Genomic DNA, 22,536 nt, shown 5'->3' on the forward strand with positions numbered 1-22,536 from the left:
CGCTCAGAAACGAGGTAAGGAATCTGCACGCAGATAAGAGAAAAGCAGATGATCCGTCCAGTTTCCGTGGATCTCAGCATATTTTTGAAGATAACCTTCTTCGACAAAATGCAATTTTTCCAAAAGACGGATCGATGGCATATTATCAGGTTGTACATAGGCTTCCACACGATGCAGATCCAGTTCTTTCATAACAATAGGGATTAGAAAGCTGATCGCTTCCTGCATATAACCATAATGACAGAATTCTTCTCCTAATTTGTAACCAATGATACATTTTTTGAAAGCACCATGCATAATATTACTAAAGCAGATCGAACCGATTGGTTCTTCGGGCACATCTTTCCGGAAAAGCCAGAAGCGGATATGTGTTAATCGTAGGAAAGCACGGTATTCACAGGACAGGTTTGATCTGTGAAATGCAATTGTATAAAAGTTTTCGGGACGAGCCGGTTCAAAAGGCTCCAAAAAAGCAGCATTTTTTTGATAAAAATGCTGTATCAGAGGGGCGTTATCTGCCGACAATATCATAAGATTCAGTCTTTTTGTTTCATATGAAAACTGCATAAAAATCCTCACTTTTTGCAAATTTCGTATCGCAAAACGGGATAAGGAACGAGACTTGCTTTTTACATTTGATTTCGTTACTATTATATGATGCAGGGGCAGAAGTGGATAGCGATGTATGTTTCTATACAAACGATTATCTCCCAGTCTGACCTGCCAACATTATTATATTATATACGATAGAAATGTCAAAAGGTTAAGAATTAAAAGGTGTGTCAAAAGAAAAGGATCAATTAGAATGGAAGAAAAAAACAGGGATTCATACGACTCGAAATATATGAAAGAAGCGATCAGACAGGCAAAAAAGGCAGCGTTGATCGATGAAGTGCCAATCGGTTGCGTGATAGTGTATCAGGATAAGATTATCGGACGTGGTTATAACAAAAGAAATAAAATGGGCAGTACACTTGCACATGCAGAGATCATTGCGATTCAGAAAGCAAGTAAAAAATTAAATGACTGGCGTTTAGAAGAGTGTACCATGTATGTTACGTTAGAACCATGCCCGATGTGCGCCGGAGCAATCGTGCAGGCAAGGATTCCAAAAGTTGTGATCGGTGCGATGAATGCGAAAGCCGGATGTGCCGGAAGCGTTTTAAATATATTGGAAGAAAAGGGGTTTAATCATCAGGTAGAAAAAATAACAGGTGTATTGGAAGAAGAATGCCGGATCATGATGAAAGACTTTTTTCGGGAGCTGAGACAGAGAAAGAAAGAAAAAAAGATGCATACTTGACATGAAAAAAGGGACAGTATATAATGAAAAAACATTCGCAAAATTGGTGACAATTTTTCTTCTTTTTATCATTATGTATAAAATAAAGAAGAAAATTGCAATAGATTTCCGTGCTAGCCGGGGAGTCAGCGGCACCCTGTACCTGCAATCCGCTATAGCAGGGGTGATGTTCTGTTTCGGATAAATCAATTGCAAAGCTGCCCAGTGTATGTGGCGTTGAAGTTTTGGTCTTGCGCAATGAGAACTCATGAACCGTGTCAGGAGGGGAACCTAGCAGCACTAAGTGAGACCTCTCGTGTGCCGTAAGGTTGCCGGAACTGAGTTAACAGCATTGGTAACGTTTGCATTGTTTTTTTCAACACAGAATGCACGGATTTTTTAGTAGAACCGAAGCTTATCGTGAAGAAAGTATAAGGTTCTTTTTTTATGGAATAGGAAATTGCTCGTGTAGTAGTGGTATACCAACAAGAATTGCTTTAGCAATTCTTGGAGTGCAACGTGCTGACGTTGCACCTTTTTTGCAAATTTTTTGACCGTTTTTGTCGAAGAATAAATTGACTGTTTCCAGTAAGAATTGTATAATAGAAAATAGAGTGTTTTTTGTTTGTATATAGGAGAGCTGGAGGTAGTTTGTGAAAGCGGAATTGAAAAGGAACAATGTAAATCAGATCATTAAGGGGACAAATATATTTGAAGCCGGGGACGAAGTGACGGAAATTGGTCTCGTGATCAAGGGAAGAGTGTGCGTGCAGGCGGATGGTGTAAAAACAGTGATAGGTTCCGGCAATTTTCTGGGTTTATGTGATCTGACAGAAAAAGTACATCGTGTGACATATACAGCAGATACGAATTTAGCAGTATATGCTTTTGAGGCCGGTAGTCTGTCTTCGACGATCAGAAATTTAATCAAGGCAAATAAGGATTATGCACCTTTGATGGTATCGACATTAAGTAAATATATAAAAGAAATTTCTAAGATTTTTGATACATTGGAAAATGCGACCAATGATGTCTGGCAGAATATGAAAGATTATTACCAGACATATCTCTCAATAGGAAAAAAGACAGGAGCTCAGATCAATGTACTCAGATCAATTGAAAATCTTCCGGTATTTGAAGCGGAAGAAGAATTGCATTTAGATAAAGTTGAATATTACCGTGCTTGTGCAGAGCTTCCGACAGAAATCCGGAAAGCTTATTTTGGTGCGAATATGGTTATTACTATACAGCATATTACAGAACAGGTTGAAGTAGTAAACAGCCTTTTTGAACAGTGTAAGAAGGATGCAGTCTATTTAAAAGGACTTGCAGGTCCATTAGTCCTTGATGACAGAAGCCTGTATATGAATGTTTTGCAACAGGCAACCGTGTTACAGCATCTGGGCACAGATATTTCCGATGCCACTTCTCTTTTAGACGATGTGATCGATCAGATCAATTCTTTGGAAAATCTGATGTTAGAATGTGCCGGAGTTGATTTGCAAATTGATCATGAATTTATGGAGGAAACTTATTTTGAATTGTTAAACGGTTCGAATGCCTCTTTAGGTGGTTCTGTTTCTCAGAGTGATGCAGGTGAATTTGCACTTGTGGAAGACCATTTTGTTTCAACAGATGAATTGATGGATGCGATGGATCAGATTCTTTCTTTTGCAGAGATTGACAGCGAAAAGGAGCAGGAATTTCGAAGTTATATCCATGCATTTGAAGAACTGGGTGATAAATTTTCGACAGAGGATACAGCACGTACTTTGCGCAGAAATATATTAAAAGCATACTATCCGATTTATAAAGCCGTTTTTTTGAAAGACTATCATTCTTCGGAAAAAACGCCTTTGGTGATTGATCTTTTTCTTCGATTTGGCTTTTTAAGCGAACGTCTGATAACGGAAGATATCTTAGAAGAACTTGCAACTCTGGATATATCTCATTCCGGAACAGGTGCCTGTGATGTATATGATATGAAGGAATGGCTCACATTGATCTTAGAGGGCAAAAAAGAACCATCTAAGAGTGAATTCGATATGGATTATGATGAGAACCTGCGAGATATGAAACGTACCGGACAGATTACTGCAGAGCAGCAGCAGGCGTTGTCAAAGAATCTGAATGCAAAATTCGAATATGAGATCCAGAATATGTTTCGAACCAATCATCGCCTTTTGTTTTCGCAGGTTACGGCATTCGTTCCGTTTTTATTTACAGAAGGCTGTACGACTTCAATTTCAAAGAGCTTTTTGGCAAAAGATCGTATCAATGCAGCAATCCAGCGTTTGCTGCAGATCGACTTTTCTGTATTTTACAGAGAAAGTCTTTATGCAAAAGAGGGAAGCTCTTTTGCAAAAGAATATATTCAGCAGGAAGTATTTCCTGATGTGATCGTTCTTCCGGAATATGGAAATAAAGGCGTTATGTGGCAGGAATTAAGCGGAAGACGCAGGACTTCGAAAGGAAGATTTTTACTGCCGATCTTTATGGAAAGTGATCTTGAGGCAGAGATGGTTCGATTGTTCGGACGTTTTCGTTGGGAGCTTTGCCGAACGATACAGGGAGCGGCATGGAACAATATTCAGGTTAAATCTCTTACAAGTGAGTATGCAGATTTTATTCAATTTTATAAGAAGAACAGAGATCTGTCAGAAGATAAGAAAGAAAAGCTAAAGATGCAGATCCAGAAATGCAGAAACAATACAAGAGAGGTATTTGTTAGCGATTATGAGAACTGGATCCGGCATGAAGCACAGGGCGGTATGTGTTTAAGTAAACCTGTTCGTGAGATTATGGCTACCTATTGCCCATTTACAAAAGAACTTCGTGAAAAAGTAAGTGATATGCCGATCTATCGCGACGCTATGGCAAGATTCCAGCGCGAACGCGGTAAGAAGTTAAAAGAATACGATCTGAAATTCAAAGTATGGCAGAAAGATGGAATGGATGTGCCCGAAGAAGTTGTACATACCAGAGATTTCTATCTGGAATTTTAAATCAGATCCAGCCGCCATCAAGAGTGATTATCTGACCGGTCAGATAATCATTCTTTTTTGTTATTGCAAAAGCAAGTTCAGCGACCTCTTCCGGTGTTCCCATCCTTCCGGCAGGGATTTCTTCGGTGATGGCAGTAATGTCATCTTCTGACAAAACAGCATTCATTTCGGTATCGATCATACCACAGGCAATTGCATTGACCTGAATATTACTTGGTCCGAGTTCTTTTGCAAGAGCTTTTGTAAAGGCATTGATCGCACCTTTTGTCGTAGAATAAGGAACTTCCATAGAAGCACCGACATTGCCCCAGACAGAAGAAATAGAAAGAATCTTGCCTGATTTTTTAGAAAGCATTTCAGGGATGGCAAGCTTGCTGCAATAAAAGACGGAGTTCAAGTTTGATGTGATCATTGCATCCCATTGCTCCGGTGTTGTATCCTGCAGCAGCCCAAAACAGGAAATACCGGCATTGTTGATCAGAATATCGATTGAGCCAAGTTTTGTTTCAATCTCATGAAAAAAAGTGCAGGCATCATTATAATTTCCAATGTTACCAACATAGGTCAGACAGCGGACCTGCATGGAACGGACTTCTTTGGCTGTTTCTTCTAAACGTTCTTTATTATGATGACAGCAGATCGCGACATCATAGCCCATTTGTGCATATTTTAAAGTGATCGCACGACCGATTCCGCGGGACGCACCGGTAATAACAGCAATTTTATTTGACATAAAAATCCTCATTTCTGTACATAATTTTTCTATGAAAAGAATGAAACTATTATAACACGAATCTTATTTCTTGGCACGTAAAGGCTGCATTACTTTACATTGCCTAGAATTTTTGGTATAATGTGCTGTATGTTTTGGCAATTTAGGAATATAACTCGTTGAGAGAAAGGTACAGATATGAAGAAGAATGTTTTAAAAATGTTTTTTTTAAGCTTAGGAAAATCATTGCTATGCATTGCTGTTTTATTGCTTGTGGGGTTTGCAAGTTATAAGATTTCGTACACATTGTTGGCAAAGGGCGGTGCAGGTGGCAGTAGCAGTACTGAGAACTTAAAAGACATTATGGATGAGGCACAGACAGATGAAATTTCAAAGAACCTGATCTATGTTGCAGATGATAAGAATAAGATTACGCATCTGATGTTAGAAATTTGTAATACAAAGACATATAATATGGATTATATTACAATTCCGGTTACGACAGATTATACAATTCCATCGGTGATGTATCGTAAATTATGTCAGGTCAATGAAGAAATTCCACAGGTGATCCGCATTTCTAAATTATTACAGTATTTTGAGGATGAGAGCAAAGCATATGGTTATGGTGAGCTTATTTTTGAAAAAATGCTTGGAACAGACATCAGTTATTATACTGTATTGAAGCAGGAAACATATGATAATCATTATACACAGCAAAAAGTAAAGGTTGCTTATAAGACTAAGAGTTCAGAGAATAATACACCGGGACCGGATGGTATGGTTCCTGTTACAAATACAACATTAAAGACAAAGATGAACATTACTGTTTTAAGCGATACTTATAAGAGACAGATTTCTGACCTCGGACATGACCAGGATAAGATTGCTGAATTTATTAAAGATCAGTATGAAGGTGTTGCTTCAAATCTGACGGTATATAACAAGCTTGGTTATGTAGAAGCTTATGAAAAGATGGATTGTAATCTTTACCATTTCTGGGGTGTTCCGGGAAAATACAGCAGAAAGCTTTTTGAAGTAGATACAAAAGCGACAAAGAAAGCGATCAAATATCTTGTAGAAAACGGTGAGACTTATGTACAGGAGCAGGATCTGACAGCTGCCAATATGATCCGCAAATCACAGGTGGTATCAAAAACTTCGCCTAGTCCTTCACCGGTTTCAACAAAATCATCTAAGTCAACAAAGAGTGCTAAGAAAACAAACTCAAAAGACTTAAAGATTTATGTTTCAAATGGTAGCCAGATTGCCGGATTGGCAGCATCAACACAGAAAAAATTAAAAAACGCCGGTTATAATGTGCCGGAAGTTGGCAATTATACAGGTAAGACGTTGACAACAACGAAGATTATTGTCAGCAAAAAAGGACAGGGTGAGGATTTAAAAGAGTATTTTAATAATGCACAGGTAACTGTAGGAAGTGTTTCTAAGGGATACGACATTGAAATTATTTTAGGAACGCGTGATGCAAATAGCAGATAGGTAGGAAATATGCAGGCTTCTGTAAGAATTATGGATGTTGATGTGGATATGTTGTCCAATGACATTCTTATAAGCAAAATGAATGAATACCTGATAGATGAACGATTGCAAGTGATATTGTTTGCATCAACGGAGCTGTTAAATCTGGCAGTAGAGAATGAAGAGTATCATGAGCTGATCGATAGAGCAGATCTTTTTTTGCCGGGTGAGGAAGCGTTGCTTTCGGCACATCATTCCGATGTGTTAAAAGCAGGTGATATGGTAGTGAGTTGCAAAAGCTTTGGTCTCGTTTTGGAGAACTTAAAGAAAGAAGATCGTTCTCTTTATATTGTAGCAAAGAGTGAAGAAGAAGCAGCGAACTTACAATCCTATTGTCTGCGTATGCAGCCGGAATTAAAAATCGTCGGTTCCTGCGTATATCGTGAAGAAATGGATGATGCAGCGATCGTCAATGAGATCAACAATCATATTCCCGATATGCTTCTTGTCGATTTAGAGACAGGTGTTCAGGAAAAATGGATCATGGAGCATGTATCTTTGCTGAATGCAAATTTATGCATTGCAATCGGTGGTGTTGTCAATCTGTTGACGGCACAGGAAAAAAAGATACCGCATTGGATCGAAAAATTGCATCTGGCTGGTCTATATCATAAGATAGTGAGAGAACAGACCGTAAAAAAAGATGTTCGTGCACGTATATTTCGAAAGAAAGTAGCACAGTATAATAATCAGATAGAAGAAATGAATCAAAAAGATGATAACGTATAAGGTTATCATCTTTTTTTCTGTTAAAAAGGAGAGGCTGAAATATGATACGTTGGTTCAAAATTCTGATAGGAACACTTTGTATGGCAATGGCTGTAAATTTTGTCTATGAGCCGATGCATATGGTGACAGGAGGCGTGTCCGGCACAGCGATCATTATTAAAGGGCTTTCAATGAATTGGTCTGATTTTGAGATCCCGGTCTGGATGACAAATATTTTGTTGAATATTCCTATCTTTTTATGGGGATATTTTGTACGAGGGAAAAGATATCTTCGTGTCACATTTGTTGCAAATTTGTTCTTTACATTGTTTTTATTTTGCATTCCGGTTATTCCGATCAGACAGAAGGATTATTTTCTCGCAGCCTTATATGGCGGAATTTTAAATGGGACAGGACTCGGACTGGTCTTTTCTACCGGGTATTCCACAGGAGGAACGGATCTGCTTAGCAGCATTCTTCACAAATATATGCCACAGGTACCGATTGCACGCATTCTGTTCTGCCTGGATGCTGCCGTGATCGCAGCAGGAATTTTTACATTTGGATCTCATAGTGCAGCTTATGCGGTTTTTGCAGTCTTTTTATCAAGCAAGGTCATGGATCTGATCTTAACAGGGGTGAGAGCCGGAAAGCAGATCTGGATTATATCGGAGGAATACCAAAAGATCGGCAGTCAGATTTTAGAAGAATTGCATCGTGGTGTAACCAGTCTGGACGGACGTGGTGTTTACAGTAACCGGAAGAAGAATGTTCTTGTCTGTCTGGCATCAGCAAGAGAAATTGCACGAATCTTACAAATAGTAGAAAAAAATGACGATAATGCCTTTGTATTTATTCAGGATGTAAAAGAAATTATGGGGGAAGGTTTTGTGAAGATTGGTAAATGATATACAAACTTTGGTCAAATCTTCCAGTATTTTTATAAATAAATTCTATGGTTTTTGGCGAATTGAACGAAAAAAAATAAATTTATACTCTTTGCACAAAAGCAGAATTATTTCTTTGTAAGATTGTGCTATGGCTAAATATCGGGCTTTAGTGTAATATATTCAATGAGCAGAACGTGATGTTTATTGCGTATTGATAGTATTATATTAAGTTAAAATATAGGAGGATACATAACTATGGCAAGTTTATCATTAAAAAACATCAGTAAGACATATCCAAACGGTTTCCAGGCTGTTAAAAATTTCAACCTTGATATCGCAGATAAGGAATTCATCATTTTCGTAGGACCTTCAGGATGTGGTAAATCTACAACACTTCGTATGATCGCAGGTCTTGAAGAGATTACAGAAGGTGAATTATGGATTGGCAACAACCTTGTAAATGACGTAGAACCTAAGGACAGAGATATCGCAATGGTATTCCAGAACTACGCTCTTTACCCACATATGACAGTTTACGATAACATGGCATTTGGTCTTAAGTTAAGAAAGACACCAAAGGAGAAGATCGATCAGTTAGTACAGGAAGCTGCTAAAATTCTTGACATTGTTCCTTTATTAGACCGTAAACCAAAGGCTTTATCAGGTGGTCAGAGACAGCGTGTAGCCATGGGACGTGCTATCGTGCGTAATCCTAAAGTATTCCTTATGGATGAACCTTTATCAAACCTTGATGCTAAGCTTCGTGTACAGATGCGTATCGAGATTTCTAAGATTCATCAGAGTTTGGAAGCTACTATCATCTACGTTACACATGACCAGACAGAGGCACTTACGCTTGGTACACGTATCGTAGTTATGAAAGATGGTGTTATGCAGCAGGTTGCTACACCAATTGATCTTTATACAAAACCTTGCAATATGTTCGTCGCAGGATTCATTGGTTCACCACAGATGAACTTCATTGATTGTAAAGTGGTAAAAGATGGCGATGATGTTAAACTTGAGTTCGGTTCACACTCTATTAAACTTCCTGAAGGAAAAGCAGAGAAGATCGTAGAAGGTGGATATATTGGTAAAGATGTTGTATTAGGTATTCGTCCTGAAGATATCAAAGATGAAGAAATCTTTGTTGCAGATGGTGGCGACAATGTTCTTGATGCAACGGTTAAGGTTTATGAAATGCTTGGTGCAGAAGTATTCTTGTACTTCACGGTAGAGGGACATGACATTACTGTTCGTGTAAATCCACGTACAACAGCACGTCCTGGCGATACAATTAAGATCGCACTTGATACAAGCAAGATTCATGTATTTGACAAGGAAACAGAAGTTACAATTACAAACTAGTCTGTAAATAAAATAATTTTGATCTTAGACGGATCATCATCTTATAAAAATGAGTTGATGATCCGTTTTTTGCTCTTTGTCAAGGGTTGGGGTAAAAACGAAAAATTTTCGGTCGATTGTCACTATATATACGGGGATTCGCTGTTTACTTTTGTACAGTTTGATGATAATATAAATATATTATAGGTTGATATTACAGCGTACTATACAAATATGCTATGACAAATAGAAAGTTGGAGGGATAATATGATTTCAAATCAGGTGTTACAAACGACAATAGATGGCTTAAAAAGTATAACGCGAATTGATATTTGTGTTATGGACATCGAAGGAAAGGCACTTGCAACTACGATCAATAATGTTGAGGAGTATGAGGAAGCGGTCATGGCGTTTGTGGATTCTCCGGCAGATAGTCAGGTGTTACAGGGGTATCAGTTCTTTAAGGTATTTGACGATCATCAATTAGAATATGTCATTCTTGCAAAAGGTGATACCGATGATGTGTATATGGTTGGTAAGCTGGCAGCGTTCCAAATCCGTAATCTTTTGGTTGCATACAAAGAAAGATATGATAAGGACAACTTTATTAAGAATCTGTTATTAGATAATCTGTTATTAGTTGATATTTATAATCGGGCAAAGAAATTGCATATTGAGACAAATGTAAAGAGAGTTGTCTTTTTGATCGAAACAAAGAATGAAAAAGATGTGAATGCCTTAGAAACGATAAAAGGACTTTTTGCGGGAAAGAAGAAGGATTTTATTACACAGGTAGACGAGAAGAATATTATTCTTGTAAAAGAAGTTGCAGAAAATGAAGATTACGATGATATGGAAAAGACAGCCCGTGTGATTTTGGATATGCTGAACTCAGAGGCAATGTCATTGGTTCATGTATCGTATGGCACAATGGTCAACGAGATCAAAGATGTGTCACGTTCTTACAAAGAAGCCAAGATGGCACTGGACGTAGGAAGGATCTTTTATAGTGACCGTAATGTGATCGCATATAGCAGCCTTGGTATCGGTCGTCTGATCTATCAGCTTCCAATGCCGCTTTGCAAGATGTTTATCAAAGAAATTTTTGGAGCAAAATCACCGGATGATTTTGATGATGAAACAATTGCCACGATCAATAAATTTTTTGAAAACAGCCTGAATGTATCAGAGACTTCGCGACAGTTATACATTCATCGTAATACATTGGTATATCGACTTGACAAGCTTCAGAAGAGTACAGGATTGGATCTTCGTGTTTTTGATGATGCAATCACATTCAAGATTGCTTTAATGGTTGTAAAATATATGAAATATATGGAAAATTTTGAATATTAAAAATAAGATATAGGGAGTGGGCAGGCGCAGTGGGCTTGCCCATTTGTCATTAAAGGAGAAAAGGAATGAATACGAAAGAAGCATTGATCACATTACAGGATGTCTCGGTAACTTATCCAACAGGAACACATGCATTACAGCAGATTAATTTACAGGTGGGAAAAGGGGAGTTTGTATTTGTCGTAGGAAGCAGCGGTTCGGGAAAATCCACATTTATCAAAACACTGCTTGGAGAAGTAAAAGCAACACATGGAAAGATTTTTGTCGCACAAAAGCAGCTTGACCGGATCAAAAGGAAAGAACTGCCATATTATCGTCGTATATTAGGCGTAGTATTTCAGGAGTTCCGTTTATTAAAAGATAGAAATGTATATGAAAATGTAGCTTTAGCACAGCGGGTTGTCGGTGTGAGCAAACAAAAGATTGAGAAAAATGTCATGAATATTCTGGAACTGGTAGGACTTTCCGGCAAAGAAAAGATGCGTCCAAAGGAGCTTTCGGGAGGAGAGCAGCAAAGAGTAGCGATTGCAAGAGCAATGGTTAATCGTCCGGCTATTTTATTAGCGGATGAGCCAACCGGTAACTTAGATCCACAAAACTCCTGGGAGATCATGAAGTTGTTAGAAGAAGTTAATCGCCTGGGAACAACGGTCATTGTTGTGACGCACAACCATGAGATTGTCAACAAAATGAAAAAGAGAGTCATCGCATTACATTCCGGCAGGATTACAAGTGATGAGATGCAGGGAGGGTATATACAGTGAGAACATTTGTCTATGGAATCAAACAGGGTGTAAAAAATATAGTACAAAACCGCTTGTTTTCTCTTGCAGCGATTGGAACGATCGCGACATGTCTTTTTCTACTGGGCATTTTTTATGCATTAGTAAGTAATTTCCAAAACATGGTTTATCATGCGGAAAGCAGCGTTGGAATAACCGTTTTCTTTGAGGAGGGAATCTCACAAAAGCAGATTGATGCGATTGGAGATAAGATAAAAGCGTACAAGGATGTAGACAAGATCAAATTTATTTCGGCAAAAGAGGCATGGGAAAAGTTTCAAAAAGAAATGTATGGCGATGATAAAAGCGTAGCTGATACATTCAACGGTGTGAATCCCTTGGAAAACTCAGCCTCTTATGAAGTATATTTAACGGAAGTAAAAGAGCAAAATAAGATTGCACAGGAAATCGAAGGGATAGATGGTGTCCGAAAGGTCAATGGTTCACGAAGTGTTGCAAAGGGGTTGAACAGCTTTAACCTATTGGTCGCTTATGTATCTGCAACCATTATTATTTTGCTGTTACTGATCTCTGTTTTTTTGATCAGCACAGCGGTTGCATCGGGAATCCGTGTCCGCAGGGACGAAATTTCGATATTGCAATATATTGGTGCGACGGATGCATTCATTAAAATGCCATTCTGGTTTGAAGGCATATTGATTGGTTTTTGCGGAGCGATCGTTCCATTGGTGCTGTTATCCGTTCTTTATGATAAAATGATTGCATTTGTTTTGGAACATTTTTCAGCATTATCGGAATGGCTGACCTTTGTCAGTACAGGAAAAGTCTTTCGTACACTGATACCGATGTCGCTTGCGGTTGGTGTTGGAATTGGTCTGGTCGGAAGTGCGTTGTCAGTCAGAAAGCATTTGAGAAGATCTTTATAGGAAAGAACAGGAAGGGTACATATGAAGAAAAGATGGATTGCAATCGGTATTTGGAGCATCGGAGCTGTTCTGATCGGAACCGGTCAGTTGAATGGCTGTCTCGGACTGAACGAAGACAGAGGAATGATCAGCTATGCAGCCGGTCAGTCGCAGGCTTCAAAAACGATTCAGAACAAGATAGAAAAAAGCAATAAAACGACGAGGTCTCTTGAGGAGGAGAAAAAAACATTAAAAAAAGAAGTAGCATCTCTGGAAAATAAAAAAAGTGATGTTGTTTCTTATATTCAGAGTTTGGATCAGAAACTGGCTGATCTTTCTACAAAAGTAGAACAAAATGAAACAAATCTTAAAAAGACAAAGAAAGAGATCCGTATTCTGAAAAAAGAAAAAAAAGCTGCTGAATCAAAGAAAGAAATACAGTATGATTCCATGCTCGAACGCATAAAATATGTATATGAAAATGGAGATCAGGGGTACTGGGAGGTGCTTTTAGGAGCAGATAGTCTTTCAGAGTTTCTAAACCGTGCGGAATATGTAAGTAAAGTCAGCAGTTATGATAGAAACTTGTTAAAAGAATATCAAAAGACCTGTGATACGATTACAACTGCTCAAAATAGGCTTGAAATCGACCTGGCGGATCTGACAACATTACGAAAGAGTTTGAAATTGAAAAAAGATTCGATGAATACGATCATGGATAAGAAGACGGACGAACTTCAAAAATATCAGGTTTCGATCGATCAGAAAAGCAGTTCTGTGAAAAATACAGATAATCTGTTAGCAAAGCAGGAAGCACAGTTAGAAGCTTTGATGGCAGCACAGAGAAAGCAAAGCGAGAAAGAAGAGTCTGCACGCAAAACGGCTGAAAAGAAAGCCGCACAAAAGAGTACATCTAATGCGGCAAAAGCGACCAAAGCACCTAAGACAGCAGCGGCGAAAGCTCCGCGGACGAATACAGATAACAGCACAACAAAAGTTTCTGTAAGCGGGTTCCGCTGGCCGTTGACCGTGTCAGGAAGGATTACTTCGTATTTTGGCTACCGAACGTCACCGACAGCCGGTGCAAGTTCAAATCATAAGGGTATTGATATCTCTGTGCCGGTAGGCTCTACGGTTGTAGCTGCAAAGGCAGGTACTGTTGTTACAGCAGCATATTCTGCTTCTGCAGGAAATTATATTGCGATATCCCATGGAGATGGTGTATATACTTATTATATGCATTGTTCTTCTTTGGCGGTTTCTTCCGGTGCTAAGGTATCGCAGGGACAAAAAATCGCATTGTCGGGAAATACAGGTGTATCTACCGGGCCGCATCTTCACTTTGCGGTTTATGCAGGTGGAACTTATGTGAATCCGCTAAGTTATGTATCGCAATAGGGGAATGGTAAAGAAAGATTTATCAGAAGAGAAGAGAGTTTTCAATAGATTCAAAAAAAGAACATATAGGAGGTCTTTTGTGAATAAGAAGTCATTTATAACAGGAATACTTACCGGCGTTGCCGGTTCTTTGCTAGTGGTTCTGGTGGCAGCTTTTTTGCTGGTGCAAAACGGATCATTGAATGTAACAAGAATGCTTGGTATCTCGGATAATCATACAGCCTTGGAAAATAAAATCATGGATAAAGTTAATGTGATAGAAGGATACATTGATCAATATTTCTTAGACAAAATAGATGAAGATAAGATGGCAGATGCAGTCTATAAAGGTGTGATCAATGGACTGAATGACACATATGCTGCTTATTATACAAGTGATGAATATAAGGATATTATGGAAAAGACGCAGGGAGCCTATTGTGGAATCGGAGCGTATGTGTCTGCTGATCAGGACAGCGGTGCGATCACAATCGTCAAACCAATGAAGGATAGTCCATGTGAAAAAGCCGGCGCAAAAGCAGGCGATATCATTTATTCGGTGGATGGAACCGAAGTGACCGGAAAAGAGATTTCACAGGTGCAGGCTATGTTAAAAGGAGAAAAAGGAACAAAAGTCGATATGGTGCTATTGCGTGGGCAAAAGCAGGTAAAGATTACTGTTACCAGAGATAACATTGAGGAAGACACCGTGGCATATCAGATGTTGGATAAAAAGATCGGCTATATTCAGGTATCCGGTTTTGAAGAGGTTACGGCAAAGCAGTTTGAACAGGCTGTTGACGAGCTTGAGAAGCAGGGCGAAAAAGCATTGATCATTGACCTTCGGGAAAATGGCGGCGGACTGTTAGATTCGGCTGTAAAAATGTTAGACAGAATGCTTCCACAGGGCGTTGTCGTTTATAGCAAAGACAAAAGCGGAACGAAAGAAGAATATAAAGCAACAGATGATAAAGAATTCAAAAAGCCTTTGGCAATCTTAGTCAACGGAAATTCCGCAAGTGCATCAGAAGTCTTTTCCGGTGCAATACAGGATGAGAAGAAAGGTGTATTAGTCGGTACACAGACATTTGGAAAGGGTATTGTGCAGGGAGTATTCCCGTTAGGGGATGGCTCGGCATTAAAGATGACAACAGCAAAATACTATACACCAAATGGAAGAAATATTCATGAAAAGGGACTGAATCCTGATATCAAAGTAGAATTGTCAGAACAGATACAAAAGCTGCCGGAAAGCAATAAGAAAGTCGATAACCAGTTAAAGACAGCGTTTGATTATCTGTTAAAGCAGGAATAAGATGCAATAGATTTTAGAAGGGAGAAAAAGGCGTAATGGAGTTTAAATTACATGCCCCATATGAGCCTACAGGTGATCAGCCGCAGGCGATCAAAACACTTGTAGATGGCTTTAAGGAGGGGAACCAATTTCAGACTTTACTCGGAGTGACCGGTTCGGGAAAGACCTTTACTATGGCTAATGTCATTGCAGCTCTTAATAAGCCGACACTTATCATTAGTCATAATAAAACGCTTGCAGGACAGTTGTATTCGGAGTTTAAGGAATTCTTCCCGGAGAATGCGGTAGAGTATTTTGTATCTTATTATGATTATTACCAGCCGGAAGCTTATGTGCCATCTTCCGATACTTATATCGAAAAAGACTCATCGGTCAACGATGAGATTGATAAATTACGTCATTCTGCAACAGCAGCATTGTCAGAGCGAAGAGATGTGATCATTGTAGCCAGTGTATCCTGTATTTTTGGTCTTGGTAGTCCTGTCGATTATCAGAATATGACAGTTTCATTACGACCGGGTATGATGGTCGATCGTGATTTTGTAATCCGTAAACTGGTAGATATCCAATATACACGAAGTGATCTTGATTTTAAGCGTGGTACATTCCGGGTACGTGGTGATGTTGTGGAAATTTTCCCGGTTAATGAATCGGATCAGGCAATCCGTGTGGAGTTTTTTGGCGATGAAGTAGACCGGATCACACAGATTGATGTTCTGACAGGTCAGGTGAAGGCGGTACTTGAACATATTGTTGTCTTTCCGGCATCCCATTATGTTGTAGAGCCGGAGGCAATGGAACGTGCCATTCATACGATAGAGGAAGAATTAGAAGAAAGAGTTGCTTATTTTAAAAGTCATGATAAGCTGTTAGAAGCACAAAGAATTGCAGAGAGAACAAACTTTGATATCGAAATGTTAAGAGAAACCGGATTTTGTTCCGGCATTGAGAACTATTCGCGTCATTTAGCGGGGTTACAACCCGGAGAGACACCGAATACCCTGTTAAATTATTTCCCGGATGATTATATTATTATGGTGGATGAGTCTCATATTACGATTCCGCAGATCCGTGGAATGTATGCCGGAGACAGGGCACGTAAAGAGACACTTGTGGATTATGGCTTCCGCCTTCCGTCTGCATTGGATAACAGACCATTGAATTTTGATGAATTTGAAGGATATATCAACCAGATGCTTTTCGTGTCGGCTACGCCGAATGTATATGAACAAGAGCATGAACTTCTAAGAACCGAACAGATCATACGACCAACCGGTTTGTTAGATCCTAAGGTAGAAGTCCGTCCGGTAGAAGGTCAGATTGATGATCTGATCGGAGAGATCCATAAGACGATCGAAGACGGCAACAAAGTCATGGTATGTACGTTGACGAAGAAAATGGCAGAAGATCTTACGGATTATATGAAAGAAGTCGGCATTCGTGTGAAATACCTGCATTCTGATATTGATACACTGGAACGTTCAGAGATCATTCGTGATATGCGCCTGGATGTCTTTGATGTATTAGTCGGAATCAACCTGCTTCGTGAGGGATTGGATATCCCGGAAATTGCATTGGTAGCGATTCTGGATGCAGACAAAGAAGGTTTCCTGCGTTCTGAGATCTCTCTGGTACAGACGATTGGGCGTGCGGCAAGAAATGCAGAGGGATATGTTATCATGTATGCAGACGTTGTGACTGACTCTATGGATAAAGCGATCAGCGAAACGAATCGTCGACGTGAGATACAGATGCAATACAATGAAGTACATGGAATCACACCACAAACGATCAAAAAAGCGGTGCGTGATATTGTACGTATTACGAAAAAAGTGGAAGCTTCCGACTTTGATCTGGAAAAAGATATGGAATCCATGAACCGGAAAGAACTTGAGATTGTTGTAAAGAAACTTCAAAAGAAAATGCAGGCAGCGGCAGCAGACTTGAACTTTGAAGAGGCAGCGTCATTGCGTGATCAGATGGTCATGGTCAAAAAGCAGATACAGGATATGGAATGAATATAGTAAAGTTATAAAAGCCGGATTCAGAAATTGAAATGGATACAGAAGGATTATAAAAGCCGGATTCAGAAGTTGAAATGAATGCAGTAAAGTTATAAAAGCTGTGACAAGATAAAATAAAGTAAGGTAAGGAGTAACGGATGAAGATAGGTGTTGATTATTACCCGGAGCAATGGGATCGTTCCCTGTGGGAACAGGATGTATGCCGGATGAAAGAAGCCGGTGTAGAGATCGTCCGCATGGCAGAATTCGCATGGAGCTGCTTAGAACCCAGGGAAGGCGTGTATGATTTTTCCTGGCTCGATGCAATCATAGATTTATTTGAAGCAAACGGAATTGAAGTGTTCTTATGCACACCGACTTGTACACCGCCACAGTGGCTTTTCGAAAAATATCCCGAAGTGATCCAGGTAGATAAGAGCGGGCAGCGTATTCCTATCGGTATCCGTGGTCATCGATGCCTGAACAATGCTTTGTATCGTGAAAAATGTACACAGATCATTACAAAGATGGTGGAACATTACCGGGAGAAGTCTTGTGTGACCGGGTACCAGATTGATAACGAATTAGAAGCAAATCATTGCTGTTGTCCGACTTGTATACAGAAATTTCAGGAATTTGTCAAAAAGAAATATAAAATAATAGAGAGTGTTAATCAGGCCTATGGCAACAGAGTATGGAGTGGGGAATATACGGATTTTTCGCAGATCAAACCACCATTCGGACCGTTTCAGACATGGCTGAATCCATCGTATATGCTGGACTTTAATCGTTATGCTTCGCAGAGTACGGTAGAATATGTCGAGTTTCAAAGAGAACTGATCCATTCTTTGGATCCGAAAGCGGTGATCACGACAAATAACTGGCTCTGTGAAAATATGCCGGATTTTTATGATATGTTTGAAAAGTTAGACTTTGTTTCATATGACAATTATCCAACAACGAATCTTCCAAAGGACATAGAAACGCTTTATTCGCATGCGTTTCATCTGGATCTGATGCGTGGTATCAAGAAGAAAAACTTCTGGATCATGGAACAGCTCAGCGGAGGGTTAGGAAGTTGGACACCGATGAGTGAAACGGTTTATCCGGGAATGTTAAAAGGCTATTCCTTGCAGGCAATGGCACATGGAGCAGATACGATTCTTCATTTTCGCTGGAGGACAGCCGTTGCCGGAGCAGAAATGTTTTGGCATGGGATTATAGACCACAATAATGTATTAGGTCGCAGATACGAAGAATTTAAAGAACTTTGTCAGACGATGAAGAAACTTTCTTACTTAGATGGTTCTATCATAAAGAATAAAGTAGCCATTCTTTATTCCTCAGAGCAGGAATATGGTTTTAAGATTCAGCCACAGGTGGAAGGAATGCATTATTTTACACAGTTAAAGGCTTATCATGATGCGTTTACCTGTCTTGGTGTCGGTGTTGATATTGTAGATGCCAAAAGTGATCTGGACGAATATACTTTAGTGGTGGCACCGACCATGTATATCTCGGACAAAACGCTCGAAGGCCATTTTAAGAAATATGTAAAACAGGGCGGTCATTTGGTGTTGACGAATCGTTCCGGTGTAAAGGATACAAATAATCAATGTATTATGTCTCCTTTGCCGACAGTCTTTTCAGAGATTACGGGTGCGATCGTAAAAGAATATAATCCGATCGGAGAAAAGGAAGAGTGCATTGAAATCCGATCAGAGAAGTGGAAGAACATCTGTGACAGACAGAACGATCAGAGCAACTCGCATTTATCTGCATTATCTGAGGCAGAATGTAATAGAATAGATGGGGGAAAAAGAGAGAGCAGCACACAAAAACGATATATACAGTCGTGCCATTTATGGTGTGATATTTTAGATCCAAAACAGGCAGAAGCTCTGGCTGTCTATGGAACCGATTTTTATGAAGGGGCGGCTGCGATCACCCAAAATTCTTATTACGAAGGAATCGGTTATTATGTAGGAACGGTTCCGGATAGAAGAGGAATGATCTCTTTTGCAAAGCTTTTGTTAGAAAATGCATCAATTCCATATATGGAGAGTCTTCCGTATGGGGTAGAAGTGACAGAACGCAGAAATGATACAAAAAGCTGGGAGCTGTATTTTAATAATACCATGCACAAACAGCATTTTGATGTTATAGTACGTCACAAAGATCAGACAGTAAAAAAACATACACTGGATTTGCAGCCTTTTGAAATGAAAATCTTAGAAAAGTGAGGATGAAATAAAATGAAACAATGGAAGAGAATTTTGTTTTCTGTGATCAGTCTGGTGTGGGGCTTTGTATCATTGGATTATCTGATCTATGCATTTGAAATGCTGACAGGAAGCAGAAGAAGCAATGTGGCATATTCACCAAAAGCAGATGGCATATACCAGTTGCTCGGTTTTGGTATGTTTTTGCTTTGGTTTATCATACTTGCATTTTATTTTTATCTGATTCGAAAAGCTTCGATACAGATTGATCTTGTGGAAGAAAAAGATGGAAAAGAAATTGTACGTCGCAAGAAGTTTGACCGGATCTTACAGGGCGGTTTTTTACTCACCGGGATTTTGATCCGCTGGTGTTATCTGATCTTTTTCTATCTGCCGGGATTAAAATAGAAAAGATCAGAAAGACGAATCGAAAAAAATATATATAGTGGAATCGGAAAGAAACAAACTAAAAAGGGTTTACGAAATAAGACAGAAAGAGAAAAATAAAAAACACAGAACGATAGGAGTAAGATAACAGGAACACGTCCTTAAATACTCGAATCTTCTGTGTTTTACTTTTTTTCGGTTCTTTAGATCAATGCGGTAATATCAACACTGAAATCGCGTGAAAGATCATATGTCTTCTTATCAGTAATGACAACAGGACGTGATAACAGGTTTTGATTTAACAAAACAATCTTTCCACGTTCATTATTTGAAAGAATAACTTCTGTGTTGACATATGCTTCTACAAGTCTCTTCATGAATAGATAGAGATAATGAGGATTATATAGATCTTTTTCTTTCTCAAACATAGAAATTACAGTAAAAGGACAAATGCCTTTTCTGTAAATACGGTTTGAAGTCATAGCATCGTAAACATCGGCAATCGCAACAATCGATGCATATTCATTGATCTCAATGCCGGCAAGCTGACGTGGATACCCTTTTCCGTCATATCGTTCATGATGCTGAAGTGCAGCAAGCTTGATACGGTCATCCAAATTTTTGGAACGTAAAATATCATAACCGAGTTTTGGATGAGAACGGATCAGGTCGAATTCTTCATCGGTAAGCTTACCGGGTTTTTGAATGATCTCGGCAGGAATTTTTAATTTACCGATATCATGTAAAAGGCCACATAACATTAATGTATTCAGATCGTCCTTTGAAAAACCGGCCCAGCTTCCGATTACGTTACAGATCAAAGCAACATTCATGGAGTGTGTATATGTTAAGTCATCAAAACCACGCAGACATTGCATCATATCTAAAAGGTGTAAAGAGTTTCTGGTACGTCCAAGGATGGAATCCACTTCATGGAGCATATTATCGGTTACATCTGTTGCATTTTTTGCAACGATATCATTTAATTCATCTTTAAAACTACTGATAGATGATGTGAAGTTATCTTTAAATTCTACGAACTGCTCTGTCTGCTGTACTCGTTCAAAATAAGTAGGACCATCAAAACTTGGTCCATGAGAGACAGGAGCTTTTTCTTGTGGTGTATCCGTTGGAGTGTTTTTTTCTTTTTCTTTTGGAGCGTCCTCATCCGGAATATATACCCGAACGGATTTGACTGCATAATATTTTAACTTATCAATAATCTCCGGTGTAAGTGTTGTATTACTTTGAATCACCAGATGATTCGTATATGTATAGGCTGCCTCAGAAGAAACCATACCCGGTTTTAGATTTGAAGTTAGAACTTTTTTTGTTTTCATATATCCTCCCTGTCTAAGTAACCTGCAATCCTTTGCGTCGTTTGTTCTTTACGGATTACTTTTGTATCTGCAATACACTAGAAACACTATAATTGTACCATGACAGCACATGATACGCAATCAAAAATGGATATAAAAATGAACGAAAATTTATATTTGCTTTAGAAAGTTGTAAGAAACTATAGGAGAAGTCGGACAGAAAAGAGAAAAAATGTAAAAATAATATGGATAGAAAAACAGAATGAGAATGGCAGAATAGAAATGTGAAAAGTTTTTATGACCAGCTTTTATGACCAGTTTAAGAAAACTACAGAAAAAAGATTGACAAGAAGTTGTATTCATTATATAATAGTTAAATGTGGCGTGTGAAAGCTAACCCAAGCCCCGGTATAAGCAGACAGACGCAGTTAGTTTGAAAATAATATACGAATTTTAGTTAGGAGGTACTGGGATGAAAAGTTATATGGCTAACCCATCCACAATTGAAAGAAAGTGGTTTATTGTTGACGCTACAGGACATACATTAGGCCGTCTTGCATCAGAAGTTGCAAATGTTTTAAGAGGTAAGAACAAACCTGTTTTTACACCACATGTTGATACAGGTGATTATGTAATCATCATCAATGCTGAAAAGATCAAAGTTACTGGTAAGAAATTAGACCAGAAAATTTATTATAACCATTCCGATTATGTAGGTGGAATGAAAGAGACAACACTCAAGGATATGCTCGCTAAGAAACCAACATACGTTGTTGAACATGCAGTTAAGGGCATGCTTCCAAAGGGACCACTTGGTCGTCAGATGATGTCAAAGCTTCATGTATACGCTGGTGAGAATCATGGACATGAGGCACAGAAGCCGGAAGTTTTAGAGATTAAAGAAAGAGCATAATTGAGAGGAGGAAAAAAAATTGGCAAACGCAAAATTTTATGGAACAGGTAGAAGAAAAAGTAGTATTGCTAGAGTATATTTAGTACCGGGTACCGGTAAGATCACAATCAACAAAAGAGATATTGATGATTACTTCGGTCTTGAAACTTTAAAGATTATCGTTCGTCAGCCACTTGAGGCTACAAATACAACAGATAAGTATGATGCTAAGATCACTGTTCGCGGTGGTGGATTCACAGGTCAGGCCGGTGCGATCAGACATGGTATCGCAAGAGCACTTCTTACAGTAGACGCTGATTTCCGTCCAACTCTTAAGAAGGCTGGTTACTTAACTCGTGACCCACGTATGAAAGAGCGTAAGAAATACGGTCTCAAGAAAGCTCGTAGAGCTCCACAGTTCTCAAAGAGATAATCTTTCAAGAACGAAGATATCAAGAAAAGCCCATTTTTCAAGGGTTACAGAAGTTGTGGAATGCCGTCAGATGTGCTGGAATTTACATCGAATGCAAC

General features: G+C 39.0%; 19 protein-coding genes and 1 other RNA gene. 17 read left to right on the top strand and 3 right to left on the bottom strand.

Annotated features, from left to right (window positions below; translation table 11 throughout):
- Nucleotides 1–3 precede the first annotated feature (3 nt).
- Entirely contained in the window at nucleotides 4–567 is a 564-nt protein-coding gene (locus H8700_RS10115; RefSeq protein ID WP_022141192.1) for a GNAT family N-acetyltransferase, read from the bottom strand.
- 238 nt (nucleotides 568–805) lie between these two features.
- Here H8700_RS10115 and tadA point away from each other — a divergent pair, with 238 nt between their 5' ends.
- The 3 genes from tadA (at nucleotide 806) to H8700_RS10130 (ending at nucleotide 4,287) form a co-directional block, all read left to right on the top strand.
- Nucleotides 806–1,303 (top strand): tRNA adenosine(34) deaminase TadA, encoded by a 498-nt coding sequence (tadA, locus tag H8700_RS10120; protein ID WP_022141191.1) that lies wholly within the window; start codon nucleotides 806–808, stop codon nucleotides 1,301–1,303.
- Nucleotides 1,304–1,411: 108 nt separating this feature from the next.
- Nucleotides 1,412–1,676: signal recognition particle sRNA large type (gene ffs / locus H8700_RS10125), an RNA gene on the top strand.
- 259 nt (nucleotides 1,677–1,935) lie between these two features.
- Entirely contained in the window at nucleotides 1,936–4,287 is a 2,352-nt protein-coding gene (locus tag H8700_RS10130; RefSeq protein ID WP_249305539.1) for a DUF8509 domain-containing protein, read from the top strand.
- Between the two features lies 1 nt (nucleotide 4,288).
- Here H8700_RS10130 and ymfI read toward each other — a convergent pair whose 3' ends face one another.
- Nucleotides 4,289–5,020, bottom strand: a complete 732-nt coding sequence (ymfI, locus tag H8700_RS10135; protein ID WP_022141189.1) for an elongation factor P 5-aminopentanone reductase — start codon at nucleotides 5,018–5,020, stop codon at nucleotides 4,289–4,291.
- Nucleotides 5,021–5,197: 177 nt separating this feature from the next.
- On the opposite strand from ymfI, the gene H8700_RS10140 reads away from it, so the two are divergent.
- From H8700_RS10140 to H8700_RS10195, 12 genes are all read left to right on the top strand, one after another.
- Nucleotides 5,198–6,502 (top strand): LytR C-terminal domain-containing protein, encoded by a 1,305-nt coding sequence (locus tag H8700_RS10140; protein WP_022141188.1) that lies wholly within the window; start codon nucleotides 5,198–5,200, stop codon nucleotides 6,500–6,502.
- A gap of 9 nt (nucleotides 6,503–6,511) precedes the next feature.
- Entirely contained in the window at nucleotides 6,512–7,270 is a 759-nt protein-coding gene (locus tag H8700_RS10145) for a WecB/TagA/CpsF family glycosyltransferase (protein ID WP_022141187.1), read from the top strand.
- A 41-nt stretch (nucleotides 7,271–7,311) separates the two neighbouring features.
- The gene (locus H8700_RS10150) at nucleotides 7,312–8,157 is read left to right on the top strand and encodes a YitT family protein (RefSeq protein ID WP_249305540.1); all 846 of its coding nucleotides are present in this window, start codon (nucleotides 7,312–7,314) and stop codon (nucleotides 8,155–8,157) included.
- Nucleotides 8,158–8,394: 237 nt separating this feature from the next.
- A complete protein-coding gene (locus H8700_RS10155) occupies nucleotides 8,395–9,507 on the top strand; it encodes an ABC transporter ATP-binding protein (protein ID WP_022141185.1) in 1,113 nt (370 codons plus the stop codon).
- A gap of 246 nt (nucleotides 9,508–9,753) precedes the next feature.
- Nucleotides 9,754–10,842, top strand: coding sequence for a PucR family transcriptional regulator (locus H8700_RS10160; RefSeq protein WP_022141184.1), 1,089 nt, complete (start codon nucleotides 9,754–9,756; stop codon nucleotides 10,840–10,842).
- Between the two features lie 83 nt (nucleotides 10,843–10,925).
- On the top strand, nucleotides 10,926–11,606 hold the full coding sequence (ftsE, locus tag H8700_RS10165) for a cell division ATP-binding protein FtsE (protein ID WP_249305554.1): 681 nt from the start codon (nucleotides 10,926–10,928) through the stop codon (nucleotides 11,604–11,606).
- Nucleotides 11,603–12,511 (top strand): permease-like cell division protein FtsX, encoded by a 909-nt coding sequence (gene ftsX, locus H8700_RS10170; protein ID WP_249305541.1) that lies wholly within the window; start codon nucleotides 11,603–11,605, stop codon nucleotides 12,509–12,511. Before ftsE ends, ftsX begins: the two co-directional genes overlap by 4 nt.
- 21 nt (nucleotides 12,512–12,532) lie before the next feature.
- Nucleotides 12,533–13,888 (top strand): murein hydrolase activator EnvC family protein, encoded by a 1,356-nt coding sequence (locus H8700_RS10175; RefSeq protein ID WP_249305542.1) that lies wholly within the window; start codon nucleotides 12,533–12,535, stop codon nucleotides 13,886–13,888.
- Between the two features lie 79 nt (nucleotides 13,889–13,967).
- Complete coding sequence (locus H8700_RS10180; protein ID WP_249305543.1) at nucleotides 13,968–15,182, top strand: S41 family peptidase; 1,215 nt, start codon at nucleotides 13,968–13,970, stop codon at nucleotides 15,180–15,182.
- A gap of 35 nt (nucleotides 15,183–15,217) precedes the next feature.
- On the top strand, nucleotides 15,218–17,200 hold the full coding sequence (gene uvrB / locus H8700_RS10185; protein WP_249305544.1) for an excinuclease ABC subunit UvrB: 1,983 nt from the start codon (nucleotides 15,218–15,220) through the stop codon (nucleotides 17,198–17,200).
- 143 nt (nucleotides 17,201–17,343) lie between these two features.
- A complete protein-coding gene (locus tag H8700_RS10190) occupies nucleotides 17,344–19,428 on the top strand; it encodes a beta-galactosidase (RefSeq protein ID WP_249305545.1) in 2,085 nt (694 codons plus the stop codon).
- 12 nt (nucleotides 19,429–19,440) lie between these two features.
- Nucleotides 19,441–19,815, top strand: coding sequence for a hypothetical protein (locus H8700_RS10195; RefSeq protein ID WP_249305546.1), 375 nt, complete (start codon nucleotides 19,441–19,443; stop codon nucleotides 19,813–19,815).
- Nucleotides 19,816–19,997: 182 nt separating this feature from the next.
- Here H8700_RS10195 and H8700_RS10200 read toward each other — a convergent pair whose 3' ends face one another.
- Nucleotides 19,998–21,134, bottom strand: a complete 1,137-nt coding sequence (locus tag H8700_RS10200; protein WP_249305547.1) for an HD-GYP domain-containing protein — start codon at nucleotides 21,132–21,134, stop codon at nucleotides 19,998–20,000.
- 451 nt (nucleotides 21,135–21,585) lie between these two features.
- Between H8700_RS10200 and rplM the strand changes: the two genes are divergently transcribed.
- Together rplM and rpsI are read left to right on the top strand one after the other, a co-directional pair.
- Complete coding sequence (gene rplM / locus H8700_RS10205; protein ID WP_022141175.1) at nucleotides 21,586–22,026, top strand: 50S ribosomal protein L13; 441 nt, start codon at nucleotides 21,586–21,588, stop codon at nucleotides 22,024–22,026.
- Between the two features lie 19 nt (nucleotides 22,027–22,045).
- Entirely contained in the window at nucleotides 22,046–22,438 is a 393-nt protein-coding gene (rpsI, locus tag H8700_RS10210) for a 30S ribosomal protein S9 (RefSeq protein WP_249305548.1), read from the top strand.
- The last annotated feature ends 98 nt before the right edge of the window (nucleotides 22,439–22,536 follow it).

The organism is Jutongia hominis (assembly GCF_014384965.1).
Classification (GTDB): Bacteria; Bacillota; Clostridia; order Lachnospirales; family Lachnospiraceae; genus Butyribacter; species Butyribacter hominis.

Bases quoted from the DNA above. Each gene is read 5' to 3' on its own strand.
- H8700_RS10115 (WP_022141192.1), bottom strand. From the start codon at position 567: ATGCAGTTTTCATATGAAACAAAAAGACTGAATCTTATGATATTGTCG.
- H8700_RS10195 (WP_249305546.1), top strand. From the start codon at position 19,441: ATGAAACAATGGAAGAGAATTTTGTTTTCTGTGATCAGTCTGGTGTGG.
- tadA (WP_022141191.1), top strand. From the start codon at position 806: ATGGAAGAAAAAAACAGGGATTCATACGACTCGAAATATATGAAAGAA.
- H8700_RS10160 (WP_022141184.1), top strand. From the start codon at position 9,754: ATGATTTCAAATCAGGTGTTACAAACGACAATAGATGGCTTAAAAAGT.
- H8700_RS10155 (WP_022141185.1), top strand. From the start codon at position 8,395: ATGGCAAGTTTATCATTAAAAAACATCAGTAAGACATATCCAAACGGT.
- H8700_RS10200 (WP_249305547.1), bottom strand. From the start codon at position 21,134: ATGAAAACAAAAAAAGTTCTAACTTCAAATCTAAAACCGGGTATGGTT.
- H8700_RS10145 (WP_022141187.1), top strand. From the start codon at position 6,512: ATGCAGGCTTCTGTAAGAATTATGGATGTTGATGTGGATATGTTGTCC.
- H8700_RS10140 (WP_022141188.1), top strand. From the start codon at position 5,198: ATGAAGAAGAATGTTTTAAAAATGTTTTTTTTAAGCTTAGGAAAATCA.
- ymfI (WP_022141189.1), bottom strand. From the start codon at position 5,020: ATGTCAAATAAAATTGCTGTTATTACCGGTGCGTCCCGCGGAATCGGT.
- rplM (WP_022141175.1), top strand. From the start codon at position 21,586: ATGAAAAGTTATATGGCTAACCCATCCACAATTGAAAGAAAGTGGTTT.
- H8700_RS10150 (WP_249305540.1), top strand. From the start codon at position 7,312: ATGATACGTTGGTTCAAAATTCTGATAGGAACACTTTGTATGGCAATG.
- H8700_RS10190 (WP_249305545.1), top strand. From the start codon at position 17,344: ATGAAGATAGGTGTTGATTATTACCCGGAGCAATGGGATCGTTCCCTG.
- H8700_RS10175 (WP_249305542.1), top strand. From the start codon at position 12,533: ATGAAGAAAAGATGGATTGCAATCGGTATTTGGAGCATCGGAGCTGTT.
- uvrB (WP_249305544.1), top strand. From the start codon at position 15,218: ATGGAGTTTAAATTACATGCCCCATATGAGCCTACAGGTGATCAGCCG.